This window comes from Nonomuraea sp. NPDC048916 (genome assembly GCF_040649575.1).
Taxonomy (GTDB): domain Bacteria; phylum Actinomycetota; class Actinomycetes; order Streptosporangiales; family Streptosporangiaceae; genus Nonomuraea.
In genome coordinates this window covers 164,020-176,876 of sequence record NZ_JBEZFS010000002.1, presented here as the reverse complement: position 1 = coordinate 176,876, position 12,857 = coordinate 164,020, and the positions used below count along the sequence as shown (strand labels likewise).

General features: G+C 70.4%; 10 protein-coding genes. 5 read left to right on the top strand and 5 right to left on the bottom strand.

Annotated elements, in window-relative coordinates; genetic code table 11:
- The first annotated feature begins 231 nt into the window (after nucleotides 1–231).
- The 3 genes from AB0C16_RS02440 (at nucleotide 232) to AB0C16_RS02430 (ending at nucleotide 4,067) form a co-directional block, all read left to right on the top strand.
- Entirely contained in the window at nucleotides 232–1,395 is a 1,164-nt protein-coding gene (locus AB0C16_RS02440) for an acetyl-CoA C-acyltransferase (protein WP_357678228.1), read from the top strand.
- Between the two features lie 29 nt (nucleotides 1,396–1,424).
- The gene (locus AB0C16_RS02435; protein ID WP_357678226.1) at nucleotides 1,425–3,521 is read left to right on the top strand and encodes a 3-hydroxyacyl-CoA dehydrogenase NAD-binding domain-containing protein; all 2,097 of its coding nucleotides are present in this window, start codon (nucleotides 1,425–1,427) and stop codon (nucleotides 3,519–3,521) included.
- A gap of 135 nt (nucleotides 3,522–3,656) precedes the next feature.
- Nucleotides 3,657–4,067: an SSI family serine proteinase inhibitor gene (locus AB0C16_RS02430; RefSeq protein WP_357678035.1), complete on the top strand. Its 411-nt coding sequence runs from the start codon at nucleotides 3,657–3,659 to the stop codon at nucleotides 4,065–4,067.
- Nucleotides 4,068–4,109: 42 nt separating this feature from the next.
- Here the strand turns inward: AB0C16_RS02430 and AB0C16_RS02425 are convergent, their stop codons facing one another.
- Both AB0C16_RS02425 and dxs read right to left on the bottom strand, forming a co-directional pair.
- The gene (locus AB0C16_RS02425; RefSeq protein WP_357678033.1) at nucleotides 4,110–5,576 is read right to left on the bottom strand and encodes an amino acid permease; all 1,467 of its coding nucleotides are present in this window, start codon (nucleotides 5,574–5,576) and stop codon (nucleotides 4,110–4,112) included.
- 186 nt (nucleotides 5,577–5,762) lie between these two features.
- Nucleotides 5,763–7,643: a 1-deoxy-D-xylulose-5-phosphate synthase gene (gene dxs / locus AB0C16_RS02420; protein ID WP_357678224.1), complete on the bottom strand. Its 1,881-nt coding sequence runs from the start codon at nucleotides 7,641–7,643 to the stop codon at nucleotides 5,763–5,765.
- Between the two features lie 146 nt (nucleotides 7,644–7,789).
- Between dxs and AB0C16_RS02415 the strand changes: the two genes are divergently transcribed.
- Both AB0C16_RS02415 and AB0C16_RS02410 read left to right on the top strand, forming a co-directional pair.
- Nucleotides 7,790–8,620: a neutral zinc metallopeptidase gene (locus tag AB0C16_RS02415; RefSeq protein WP_357678031.1), complete on the top strand. Its 831-nt coding sequence runs from the start codon at nucleotides 7,790–7,792 to the stop codon at nucleotides 8,618–8,620.
- Between the two features lie 135 nt (nucleotides 8,621–8,755).
- Nucleotides 8,756–9,541: a neutral zinc metallopeptidase gene (locus AB0C16_RS02410; RefSeq protein ID WP_357678029.1), complete on the top strand. Its 786-nt coding sequence runs from the start codon at nucleotides 8,756–8,758 to the stop codon at nucleotides 9,539–9,541.
- Nucleotides 9,542–9,544: 3 nt separating this feature from the next.
- On the opposite strand, the gene AB0C16_RS02405 is transcribed toward AB0C16_RS02410, so the two are convergent.
- From AB0C16_RS02405 to AB0C16_RS02395, 3 genes are read right to left on the bottom strand one after another with little or no spacing between them, the layout of a single operon-like run.
- Nucleotides 9,545–10,750, bottom strand: a complete 1,206-nt coding sequence (locus AB0C16_RS02405) for an ROK family transcriptional regulator (protein ID WP_357678027.1) — start codon at nucleotides 10,748–10,750, stop codon at nucleotides 9,545–9,547.
- A gap of 35 nt (nucleotides 10,751–10,785) precedes the next feature.
- Nucleotides 10,786–12,048 carry an ABC transporter permease gene (locus AB0C16_RS02400; protein WP_357678026.1) on the bottom strand — a complete coding sequence of 421 codons (1,263 nt, stop codon included), beginning with the start codon at nucleotides 12,046–12,048 and terminating at the stop codon, nucleotides 10,786–10,788.
- The gene (locus AB0C16_RS02395) at nucleotides 12,045–12,809 is read right to left on the bottom strand and encodes an ATP-binding cassette domain-containing protein (RefSeq protein WP_357678025.1); all 765 of its coding nucleotides are present in this window, start codon (nucleotides 12,807–12,809) and stop codon (nucleotides 12,045–12,047) included. Before AB0C16_RS02395 ends, AB0C16_RS02400 begins: the two co-directional genes overlap by 4 nt.
- Between the last annotated feature and the right edge of the window lie 48 nt (nucleotides 12,810–12,857).

The following is a 12,857-nucleotide window of genomic DNA, read 5'->3' as shown; positions in this document are numbered from 1 at the left end:
AAAGGCTTCAGCATCGGCGGCGGCCACAAGACCGGCGCTCAGCCCGTACTGCGGCGGTCAAGCCAGGACGCCCACCCGCCTCCGCGGACCGAACAGCACAACACCCCACGAACAGCCAGCACCATCAACCAGACCAGCACAAAGTCCGCACCCTAGTTACTGACGAGTAGCATAGGCTCGACAGCTGTCCAGCAACGAGGAGCGAATCCCGTGCCTTCCTCTCGTGACGTCGTGTTCGTCGACGGCGTTCGCACGCCTTTCGGCCGGTCAGGGCCCAAGGGACTGTATGCGGAGACCCGCGCAGACGATCTGGTCGTGCGGGTCATCCGCGAGCTGATCCGGCGCAATCCCGGCCTGCCTCCCGAGCGGGTGGACGAGGTCGCCATCGCCGCGACCACCCAGATCGGCGACCAGGGCCTGACCATCGGCCGCTCGGCCGCGGTGCTGGCCGGGCTGCCCAAGACGGTGCCCGGCTACGCGATCGACCGCATGTGCGCGGGCGCGATGACGGCGGTCACCACGGTCGCGGGCGGCATCGCGTTCGGCGCCTACGACGTGGCGATCGCGGGCGGCGTCGAGCACATGGGCCGCCACCCGATGGGCGAGGGCGTCGACCCCAACCCGAGGTTCCTGTCCGAGAAGCTCGTCGACCCGAGCGCGCTGGTCATGGGCATGACGGCGGAGAACCTGCACGACCGCTACCCCTCGATCACCAAGGATCGCGCGGACGCCTACGCGGCGCTGTCGCAGGAGAAGGTGGCCAAGGCCTACGCCGACGGCAAGATCCAGCCCGACCTGGTGCCGACCGCGATCAGGACGGCCGAGCAGGGCTGGGGCCTGGCGACCGAGGACGAGGGCCCCCGGCCCGGCACCACCGTCGAAGGGCTGAGCGGGCTCAAGACGCCGTTCCGCCCGCACGGCAACGTCACGGCCGGCAACGCCTCCGGCGTCAACGACGGCGCCACGGGTTGCGTCATGGCCGCCCGCGAGGTCGCGGAGGAGCTGGGTCTGGCGCCCAGGATGCGGCTGGTGTCGTACTCCTTCGCGGGGGTCGATCCCGAGGTCATGGGGGTCGGCCCGATCCCGTCCACCGAGCGGGCGCTGCGGCTGGCGGGCCTGGAGATCTCCGACATCGGGCTGTTCGAGATCAACGAGGCGTTCGCCGTACAGGTGCTGGCCTTCCTGGAGCACTTCGGCCTCGCCGACGACGACCCCCGCGTGAACCTTTACGGCGGCGCGATCGCGTTCGGCCACCCGCTGGCCTCCTCGGGCGTGCGGCTGATGACGCAACTGGCGCGCCAGTTCGGCGAGCGCCCGGACGTGCGCTACGGCATCACCACCATGTGCGTCGGCATGGGCATGGGCGGGACCGTCATCTGGGAGAACCTGGCATGAGCGAGCACCACGATTCGGAAGAACTCGGGATGAACAACCTCAACACCTGGCGCACGCTGCTGACCAAGCGCAACACGGACGAGGAGGTCGTCACCAAGGCCCTGGTGCGCGACGTGCGCCTGCCCGGCGGCGCCGGCACGATGGCGCTGATCACGCTCGACAACGGCTTCGACCACACCAAGCCCAACACGTTCGGACCGCTCGGGCTCTTCGCGCTGAACGGGGCGCTGTCGGAGATCGAGGCCCGCACCGACCTGGTCGCGGTGGGCGTCACGGGCAAGCCGTTCATCTTCGCCGTGGGCGCCGACCTCAAGGGCGCGTCCGCCCTGAGCTCGCGCGAGGAGGCGCTGGCGATCGGCGGCCTGGGACACCACGTGTTCCGCCGGCTGGGCGAGCTGCCGATCCCGTCGTTCGCGTTCGTCAACGGCGCGGCCATGGGCGGCGGGCTGGAGATCGCGCTGCACTGCACGTACCGGACGATCTCCTCGGGGGTGCCGGCGGTGGCGCTGCCCGAGTGCTTCCTCGGCCTGGTCCCCGGCTGGGGCGGCACGCAGCTGCTTCCCCGCCTGATCGGCCCGGCCGGGGCGATCAAGCTGATCATCGAGAACCCGCTGGCGCAGAACCGCGTGATCGACGGAGCCCGGGCCTTCGAGCTGGGCGTCGCCGACGCGATGTTCGAGCCGGCCGACTTCCTGGAGGAGTCGCTGCGCTGGGCGGCCCGGGTGCTGCAGGGCGAGGAGACGGTCTCCCGGCCGGACCATGCCGCCGCCGACTGGGACAAGCCGATCGCCGACGCGCGTTTCCTGGTCGACATGAAGCTGCGCGGCGCCTCGCCCGCGCCCTACCGGGCGCTCGACCTCGTCTCCCTGGCCCGTACGTCCTCGCGGGACGAGGGCTTCGCGGCCGAGGACGAGGCGCTGGCCGACCTGCTGATGGGCGACGAGTTGCGGGCCGGGCTCTACTCCTTCGACCTGGTGCAGCGGCGGGCCAAGCGGCCGGCGGGCGCCCCCGACCGGTCGCTGGCCCGTAAGGTCACCAAGGTCGGCGTGGTGGGCGCGGGCCTGATGGCCTCGCAGATGGCGCTGCTGTTCGCCCGCCGCCTGGAGGTGCCGGTCGTGCTGACCGACCTCGACCAGGCCAGGCTGGACAAGGGCGTCGGGTACGCGCACGCCGAGATCGACAAGCTGCTGGCCAGGGGCCGGGTCTCGGCCGACAAGGCCAACCGGCTCAAGGCCCTGGTGACCGGTTCGCTGACCAAGGACGCGTTCGCCGACGCCGATTTCGTCATCGAGGCCGTGTTCGAGGATCTGGCCGTCAAGAAGCAGGTGTTCGCCGAGGTCGAGGCGGTGGTCTCGGCCGAGTGCACGCTGGCGACCAACACCTCGTCGCTCTCGCTGACGGAGATGGGCTCGGATCTGAAGCACCCGGAGCGGCTGGTCGGGTTCCACTTCTTCAACCCGGTGGCCGTGATGCCGCTGCTGGAGATCGTCAAGGGCGGCTCGACGGACGACGCGACGCTGGCCACGGCGTTCGCCGTCGGCAGGTCGCTGAAGAAGTCGTCGGTGCTGGTCAAGGACGCGCCGGCGTTCGTGGTCAACCGGCTGCTCACCCGCTTCATGGGCGAGGTCATCGCCGCGGTCGACGAGGGCACGCCGCTGGAGACGGCCGAGCACGCGCTGGACGATCTCGGGCTGCCGATGACGCCGTTCGCGCTGCTGCAGCTGGTGGGCCCGGCCGTCGGTCTGCACGTGGCCGAGACGCTGCACGAGGCGTTCCCCGACCGCTTCGGCGTGTCGGAGAACATGGCCAAGCTGGTCGCCTCCGGCAAGCCCGGCGTGTACGCGCCGGACTTCTCGCTCGACCCCGAGGCGGTGGCCCTGTTCGCGGGCGGCGCCTCGCCGTCCTCCGCGGCGGAGGTACGGCGGCGCGTGCTGGAGGCGCTGGCCGAGGAGATCCGCGTCATGCTGGACGAGGGCGTCGTCGCCGCCGCCCAGGACATCGACCTGTGCATGATCCTGGGCGCGGGCTGGCCGTTCCACCTGGGCGGCGTCACGCCGTTCCTGGACCGGTCCGGTTTCGCCCGTCCGCGGTTCCTGGAACCCGGCGTGGCGTCGCTGCCCGCCTGATCCGCCGAGGGGACCCGCGTGAGCGGGTCCCCTTTTCATCGTCCTTTGCCCGGCGGCTGATCACGTGGCGTAATCGAGGATCGCTCCAAGGCCGCTGTCGAGCAGCCGGCGGGTACGTCCTGCGCCATGCACATCGTGAACAAGCTGCTACTCACCGCAGCGATCAGCATTCCAGCGCTCGGGGGCGCGGGCGCCGCCTCGGCGTTCGCCACCGTGCCGGCCACGGCCGACCATCACGCCCGGTCGATCCTGACGATCACGGTCACGGAGGAGAACGGGTGGTCGCGGGTCTACCGGCTCACCTGCGACCCCGACGGTGGCAACCATCCCGACCCGGCCGCGGCCTGCGACGCGCTGAGAAGCGTCGGCGGCCACCTCTCGCGGTTGCGCCGGCCGAACCCGATCTGCACCCGGGAGTACGCCCCGACCAAGGTGTCGGTCAAGGGCAGCTGGCGCGGCAGGAACCTGTCCTTCAGCGGCTCCTACCCCAACAGCTGCCTGGCCCGGGCGGCTGTTGGAGCGGTTTACCCGGCACGCCCGATGTGACCGCGTGTGGGGGCGGGAACCGTCCCGCCCCCACGCCCCCGGCTATCGGCCGGCGTCCAGTGTCGCCACCCGGCTGTGGCGGTGGCCGTAGGTGAAGTAGAGGACCGCCCCGATGAGCATCCACACCACGAACCTCAGCCAGGTCTCGACCGGCAGGTTGATCATCAGGTAGAGGCAGGCCAGCACCGACAGGATCGGCAGCAGCGGCACCATCGGCGTGCGGAAGGAGCGCGGCAGGTCGGGCCGGGTGCGGCGGAGGATGATCACCCCGGCCGACACCACCACGAACGCGAACAGGGTGCCGATGTTGACCAGTTCGGCCAGCGCCCCGAGCGAGATGAAGCCGGACAGCAGGGCCGACACCACGCCGATGATCACGGTGAGCCGGGCCGGCGTGCCGAACCTCGGGTGCACCTTGGCCAGCGGGCGCGGCAGCAGCCCGTCGCGGCACATCGCGAACAGCACCCGGCTCTGGCCGAGCATGAGGATCATCACCACGGTGGTGAGGCCGGCGATCGCGCCGATGCTGATGAGCGTGGCCGCCCACGTCTGGCCGACCGCGGTGAAGGCGTCGGCGAGCGGAGCCGCGGTGCTCAGCTCGCGGTAGTTCTGCATGCCCACCACGACCAGCGAGACCGCGACGTACAGGATGGTGCAGATCGTCAGTGACCCGATGATCCCGCGCGGCAGGTCGCGCTGCGGATCGACGGTCTCCTCGGCGGCGGTGGCCACGATGTCGAACCCGATGAACGCGAAGAAGACGATCGCCGCGGCGGAGAAGATGCCGATCACGCCGAAGGCGACGGGCGTGACGCCGAACAGCACCTGGATCAGCGGCGCCTTCAGCCCGGCGACCTGTTCGGTGGGCACCGGGGCGGGGATGAACGGCGTGTAGTTGACCGCCTTGACGAAGAACAGCCCGGCCACGATGACCAGCAGGATCACCGCCACCTTGATGGTCACGATGACCAGGTTGACCCGGGAGGACAGCTTGATGCCGGCCACCAGGATCGCGGTCAGGATCAGCACCACGGCCATCGCGGGCAGGTTCACCACGGCGCCCTCGCCCGCGATCGTCGCGGGCAGCTCGAGGCCGAGCGAGGACAGCAGCGAGGCGAAGTATCCCGACCAGCCGACCGCGACCACCGCGGCGGCCAGGGCCATCTCCAGCATCAGGTCCCAGCCGATGATCCAGGCGGGGAACTCACCGAGGGTGGCGAAGGAGAAGGTGTAGGCGGAGCCGGCGACCGGGATCGTGGAGGCGAGCTCGGCATAGCACAGCGCCGCGAGCCCGCAGACGACCGCCGCGACGATGAAGGACAGGGCCACGGCGGGTCCGGCCGTCTCCTTGGCCACCTGCCCGGTCAGCACGAAGATGCCGGTGCCGACGATCACACCGATGCCGAAGACCGTGAGGTCGACGGCGGTCAGACGCTTGCGCAGCCGATGTTCGGGGGCCTCCGTGTCGCTGATCGACTGCTCGACATTCTTGGTGCGAAGGATGTTCACGATCTCCGACCTTCCCTGACCGCAGGCGGTCATGCACGCTCCCGCCGAGAGGGGATCGTGCCGGGTGGTGATCGTCGCGGTGACCGTCGCGGTGACCGTCGCGGTGACCGTCGCGGTGACCGTCGCGGTGACCGTCGCGGTGACCGGGTCCCCGCCGAGGCGGGGACCCGGTCAGGCGGGGCCCGGTCAGGCGCGGGCGGACGAGCTCTCGATCGGATTGCTCCGCTTCGCGACCGCCTCGGTGATCTCGCGGGCGAGGTCCTGGGCGGTCAGCCCGATGTGGCCGAGGATCGCGGCCCGCTTGGCGTGGTCGAGGAAACGCTGCGGGATGCCGTAGGTGCGCACGGGCACGTCGACGTCGGCGTCGCGCAGCAGCCGGGCCACCGCGTCGCCGACGCCGCCGACGCGGCCGTTGTCCTCGACGACGGCGACCAGTTTGTGGGCGCCCGCCGCGAGCACGAGGGCCTCGTCGAGCGGCTTGACCCAGCGCGGGTCGACCACGGTGGCCGAGATGCCCTGGGCGTCGAGCAGGACCGCGGCGTCCATGCAGACCTGGGCCATCGGGCCGACGCCGACCAGCAGCACGTCGGGGTCGGCGGCGCGCAGCACGTCCATCTCGCCCAGTTTGCCGACGGCCTCGATCGACTCGGCGACGGGGCCTTTGGGGAAGCGCAGCACGGTGGGCCCGTCGGAGACGGTCACGGCCTCGCCGAGCAGCTCGGCGAGGCGCTCGCCGTCGCGCGGCACCGCGATCCGCAGGCCGGGCACGACCTGTAGGATCGACAGATCCCACATGCCGTTGTGGCTGGCGCCGTCGTCGCCGGTGACGCCCGCCCGGTCGAGCACCACGGTGACCGGCAGCCGGTGCAGGGCCACGTCCATGAGCAGCTGGTCGAAGGCGCGGTTGAGGAAGGTCGCGTAGACGGCGACGACCGGGTGCATGCCGCCGAGGGCCAGCCCGGCCGCGCTGGTCAGGGCGTGCTGCTCGGCGATGCCGACGTCGTAGATGCGGTCGGGGTAGGCGTCGGCGAAGGCGGCCAGGCCGGTCGGGTGGAGCATGGCCGCGGTGATCGCGACCAGGTCCTCGCGCTCCTTGCCCAGCCTGACGAGCTCCTCGCTGAACACGTTGGTCCAGATGCGGCCCTTGGGCTTCTCGGCGCCGGTGGCCCGGTCGAACGCGCCGGGCGAGTGGAACTGGTCTTCGTCGTGCTCCTCGGCCGGGGTGTAGCCGCGGCCCTTCTGGGTGAGGGCGTGGACGATGACCGGGCCGCGGAAGTGGCGGGCCTTGCGCAGGGCCGCCTCCATGGCCTGCTCGTCGTGGCCGTCGATCGGGCCGACGTATTTGAGGCCGAGGTCCTCGAACATGGCCTGCGGGGCCAGGACGTCCTTGACGCCCTTCTTGAAGCCGTGGAGCGCGTCGTAGAGGAGGGGAACGTTCCCGATCTTGTCTTTGACGTACTCGAGCAGGTCCTCGTAGCGGCGGGTGACCCGCAGGTTGGACAGGTGGGAGGCGAGCCCGCCGATCGTCGGCGAGTAGGAGCGGCCGTTGTCGTTGACCACGATGACGACCGGCAGGTCCTTGGCGGCGGCGATGTTGTTGAGCGCCTCCCAGGCCATGCCGCCGGTGAGCGCGCCGTCGCCGATCACCGCGACCACCGTGCGGTCGCGCTCGCCGCGCAGCTTGAACGCCTTGGCCAGGCCGTCGGCGTAGGACAGCGCAGTGGAGGCGTGGGAGTTTTCGACGAGGTCGTGCTCGGACTCGGCCTGGCTCGGGTAGCCGGACAGGCCGCCCTCCTGCTTGAGCGCCTCGAAGCCGGGGGCCCGGCCGGTGAGCAGCTTGTGCACGTAGGCCTGGTGGCCGGTGTCCCAGACGACGGGGTCGCGGGGCGAGTCGAAGACCCGGTGGATCGCGATCGTCAGCTCCACGACGCCCAGGTTGGGCCCCAGATGCCCGCCCAGGCGGGCGCACACGTCGACGAGCAGGTCACGGATCTCCCCCGCCAGCCTCGGCAGCTCCTCGACATCGAGCCGTTTTACGTCGTGCGGTCCCTCAACCGAGCCCAGCAACCCGCTCACGGATGCGATCCCCTCTGCTCCTGTACGCCAACGGATCGAGTCTAGTTCGTGGTCGTCACGCTGACTCCATCGAGTCAAATACGCCCACATTTGCACGATCTTGACCTAGTCTTTCACTCATTATGAACACTCTCCCCATGAAGACTCTGACGACTCTCGTGGCTGCCGGCGCGGTGATCGGGCTGGCGGGCACGGGCACGGCGTCAGCCGCTACAAAGGGCGTTACGACGACCGTCAGTCAGGCTCAACAGCAGGTCACCGCCCCGCCCCGGGGCAAGGCGGCGGCGACCGCCAACCCCTTGTACAAAACCGGCCGGCTGGCCGGGTCCAACTGCGCTCCCGGCTCGCTGCCGCGCGGCAGCACCGCCGCCTACAAGCGCTTCCTGACTCGGGTGACCAGTTGCCTGAACCGGTCCTGGGCCACCCAGTTCCGCAAGGCGGGCCTGTCGTTCAGCAAGCCGCGGCTGCGCATCATCACCAAGAAGGTGCGCACGCCCTGCGGTCCCTGGAGCGCGGGCGCCGACGGCGTCTACTGCTCCGCCGACCGCACGATGTACATGCTCATCACCAAGACGCAGCTGCGTAACCCGTACCCGCTGGGCATCACCCGCCTGATGGCCCACGAGTACGGTCACCACGTCCAGCAGATGTCCGGCATCTGGAACTACTACTGGACCGCCAGGAACAGCACCGGCCGGTCGGGCCAGCTGCAGCTCTCACGCCGTTCCGAGCTCCAGGCCGAGTGCTTCTCCGCGGTCTTCATGAACACGATCACGAACACGCTCCCGATCGACCCGGTCGAGTGGGACCGCACGGTCGACTGGTTCCGCGAGAACGGCGGCAAGGCCTGGGCGCAGAACGACCACGGCAAGGGCCCGACGCAGGCCTTCTGGATGAACCGCGGCTACAACTCCGGCTCTCCCGGCTCCTGCAACACCTGGAGCGTCTCCGCGCGCTACGTCGCCTAGTCATGATCCGGTGTGGCCGCGTCACACACGGCGCATACCCGGATGTGCCACCCGGGCGCGGCCACACTGTGCATTCCATGTGAAAGCAAAGGACTGACCAACAAATCACCACGAACTGGTCTAGTATCCGCGATCGTGCGTATTCCCCTTGTCGCAGCGTCCGTCTGCATGATCGTGGGCCTGGCCTTGTCCGGTACGGCCAGCGCGGAGACCGCCAAACCCTCCGCCGTGGCCAAGAGCGCCGCACCGCCCGCCGTACTGACCAAGAACAAGATCTATCGTTCCGGCACGCCCTCACCCCAGTCATGCGCGGTCCCGGACATCACCCGGGGCAGCACCGCCTCCCTCAAGACCTTCCACCGGGCGATGGCCCGGTGCGCCGACCGCTTCTGGGCCGCCCGGTTCAAGGCCGCGGGAATGCGGTACAGCTCCCCCAAGATCGCCATCACGACCGGCAGCAACTCGGTCTGCGGCAAGATCACCAACAACGGCGCCCAGTACTGCCCCGTACAGCGGACGGTCGTGATCCGCATCATGAAGCGCGACCTGCGTGACCCGTTCCGGATGAACATCGCGCACTCCGTCGCCCATGAGTGGGGCCACCACGTGCAGGAGCTCACCGGCATCCTGGACGCGCAGAACAGGCTCTACTGGCGCGCCCGCGGCCAGGCCCGCTCCATCCTCAGCCACCGCCTCGAGATGCAGGCCGAGTGCTTCGCCGGCGTCTTCTACGGCACCACGCTCGACTCGATCAACCCCGGCATCACCTGGGACCAGTGGACCGACGCGGTGTCCAGGGCCAGCGAGAGCAAGGTCCACGGCAAGCCGCGCAACCTCGCCTACTGGCAGAACCGCGGCTACAGCGGCGGCTCGGCCCGCTACTGCAACACCTGGACCGCCTCCAACGCGCGCGTCGCCTGACGCTCAGCCGGTCACCCGGGCCAGCACCTCGAGAGGATCCGCGAGCACGTGGGCGAAGGCCAGCTCGGCCGCGCCCACGAGCGTCGCGTCGTCGGCCAGCGCGGAGGTGCGCAGCCGGAGCCGCTCCCGCTGGGGAGCCATGGCGTTGACCGCCATCCGGCTGCGCACCTGGGCCGCCGAACCCAGGTAGACCTCCCTGAGCATGCCGCCGAAGATGACCATCTCGGGATTGAAGATGTTGACCAGGTTGGCGACGCCCAGCCCGAGCCAGTCGCCGACCCTTTTCAGCGCCTCCTGGGCGACGATGTCGCCCCTGTCGGCGGCGTCCACCACGGCCCGCACCGCGTCGCGGCCGTGCCGGCCGCCGCCGAGCCCGCCCGCCTCCTCCAGCAGCGCCCGCTCGCCCACCTCGGCCTCCAGGCAGCCGTGCGAGCCACAGCCGCAGGCCCGGCCGCCGGGGTTGACGACCATGTGGCCGACCTCGCCGCCGTAGCCCTCGTGGCCGCCCAGCAGGTGGCCGCCCGCGATGATGCCGCCGCCGATGCCGACGTCGCCGTGCAGGTAGATCAGGTCACGTACGGCGACTCCGACGCCCCGGCTGTGCTCGGCCAGCGCCGCCAGGTTGGCGTCGTTGCCCACGCTGACCGGCAGCCCCAGGCCCAGCCGGCGGCCCAGCTCCTCGCCGAACGGGATCTCCTCGGCCTGCAGGTTGGGGCCGAACCTGATCACGCCGTCGCCCTTGCGCACCCCGCCCGAGACGGCCGCGGCGGCGCCCACGCACACCGTGTCGGCCCGGGTCTTGCGCCGCATCTGCCTGGCGAACCCGGCCAGCATCCCGGCCAGCTCCTCCAGCTCGAACGGGCCGCGCCGGCGTACGGCCTCTCTGCGGTCGAGGATCGTCCCGCCGAGCCCGACCCGGGCCACCGCGAGCCGGTCGGGCCCCACGTCGAAGGCGAACACGTAGACCCGCGACGACTCCGGGCGCACCACCAGCGAGGGACGCCCGGCCCGGCCGGTCTCGCGCGGCAGCTCCTCGCGCACCAGCCCGGCGGCGGTGAGATCGGAGGTGAGAGCCATGATCGTGCTGCGGTTGAGGCCCATCTTGGAGGTGAGCTCGGCCCGCGACGTCGGGCCGCCGAGGTGGACATGGCGCAGCAGCGCGCCGAGGTTGTGGCGCCTGATGTCCTCCTGCGAGGGGCCGGCACGCATCGTCTGGGAATCCTTATGAGGGTGGAAGTCGCTGATCACCTTAGACCAGCGGCAGCCGCCCGCTTACGCGCCAGGGCGTCCACACCTGCGGCGAGCAGCAGGACGAATCCGGTGACCAGGTATTTCACGCTCGCGCCGTACTGCATCAGGCCCATGCCGTTCTCGATCACGGCGATGACCGCGCCGCCGAGGATCGCGTCGAGGGCCCTGCCCTTGCCCCCGAACAGGCTGGTCCCGCCGATGACGGCCGCGCCGACGGCGTAGAGCAGCACGGAGCTGCCGCCGGTGTTCGGGTCGACCGAGCTGGCCCTGGACGCCGCGATGATGCCGCCGACCGCCGCCATCGAGGAACAGATCACGAACGCGCTGATCCGGATCCGGTCCACCGCGATGCCCGCCCTGCGGGCCGCCTCCGCGTTCCCGCCGACCGCGTACAGGTGCCGGCCGAACGCGGTGCGGCGCAGCACGAACGTCCACACCACCAGCAGCGTGAGGATGACCGGGACCACGATCGGCACGCCGGTGAGCGAGGCGAACTCCGGGTTGAAGCTGCGCTCGAGGTTGAGCACGTACACCGCGGCGCCGCCGATGACGGCCAGGGCGCCCACCCGGGCGGCGATCAGCGAGATCGGCTCGGACACCAGGCCCCGCCGGGCCCGCTTGCGGGACCGCACGATCTGGACGAGCGCGTAGGCCGCGACGCAGGCGGCGTACAGCGCCCAGCCGAGCGCCGGCGGCAGGTTCCGCTGCGCGATCGCCTTGATCACCGGGTCGTTGATCGAGATGTTCGTGCCCTCGTTCACCAGCACCAGGGCGAGCCCCTGGAAGGCGAGGAACGCGGCGAGCGTCACCACGAACGACGGGATGCCCACCTTGGCGACCAAAGTGCCGAGCATGGTGCCGATGACCACGCCGCTGACGATCGCCGCGAGCACGGCCACGTACCACGGCATGCCCATGTCGGTCAGCGTGACCGCGAGGACCGCGGCGCAGACGCCGCTGGTGAACCCGGCCGACAGGTCGATCTCGCCGAGCAGCAGGACGAACACCAGGCCCATCGCGATCACCGTGATCGCCGCGCCCTGGGTGAACAGGTTGGCGAAGTTGATCGCGGTGAGGAAGGAGGGCCGGGCCAGGGCGAAGGCCGTGCAGAGGACGACCAGCCCGAAGACCGCGGGGAGCGCGCCCATGTCGCCACCTCGGATCCGCTCCACGTAGGCGCGCGAGCTGTTGGCGATGGACGGCGAGCTGGCCGCCGTGACGAGGGCCTCGCCCGGAAGTTCCTTGACCTTGCTCATGGGGTGATCCCGTTCTTGAGGCCGAGGTCTCCGCTCCGGCCGGAGGTGATCAGTTCGACGATCTGGGCGTGGGTCACGTCGGCCGTCCTCACCTGGGCGGCCATCCTGCCCAGGTATAGAGCCGCGATCCGGTCGGAGACGGCGAACACGTCGTTCATGTTGTGCGAGATGAGCACGACGGCCAGGCCCTTGTCGGCGAGCCGGCGCACCAGCTCCAGCACCTGCGCGGTCTGCGCGACGCCGAGCGCGGCGGTCGGCTCGTCGAGGATGACGACCCTGCTGTTCCACAGCACGGCCTTGGCGATCGCGACGGTCTGCCGCTGCCCGCCCGACAGGCTGGAGACCTGCTGCCTGATCGACTTCACGGTCCGCACGGACAGGCCGTCGAGCGTCTGGCCGGCGAGCTCCTCCATCGTGGCCTCGTCGAGCACCAGACCGCTCTTGCGCTCCCTGCCGAGGAACATGTTCTGGACGATGTCCAGGTTGTCGCAGAGCGCCAGGTCCTGATAGACGATCTCGATGCCGAGGTCGCCGGCGTCGCGCGGCCCGTGCACCTGCACGGGCCTGCCCTCGAAGACGATCTCACCGGCGTCGATGGGGTAAATGCCGCCGACGCACTTGACCAGGGTCGACTTACCGGCGCCGTTGTCGCCGACCAGCGCGGTCACCTCGCCGGCGTAGGCGGAGAAGGCGACGTCGTGCAGGACCTGCACCGGGCCGAAGCTCTTGTCGATCCCGCGCACTTCGAGCAGGGGGGTCATGGGTCTCCCTAGGGGAAGGGCACGGCCCCGCTCGTGGCGAGGGCCGTA

What these genes read in the sequence shown, in the direction of transcription:
- AB0C16_RS02435 (WP_357678226.1), top strand. Translation starts at nt 1,425, where the DNA reads ATGAACAACCTCAACACCTGGCGCACGCTGCTGACCAAGCGCAACACG.
- AB0C16_RS02415 (WP_357678031.1), top strand. Translation starts at nt 7,790, where the DNA reads ATGAAGACTCTGACGACTCTCGTGGCTGCCGGCGCGGTGATCGGGCTG.
- AB0C16_RS02405 (WP_357678027.1), bottom strand. Translation starts at nt 10,750, where the DNA reads ATGCGTGCCGGCCCCTCGCAGGAGGACATCAGGCGCCACAACCTCGGC.
- AB0C16_RS02400 (WP_357678026.1), bottom strand. Translation starts at nt 12,048, where the DNA reads ATGAGCAAGGTCAAGGAACTTCCGGGCGAGGCCCTCGTCACGGCGGCC.
- AB0C16_RS02395 (WP_357678025.1), bottom strand. Translation starts at nt 12,809, where the DNA reads ATGACCCCCCTGCTCGAAGTGCGCGGGATCGACAAGAGCTTCGGCCCG.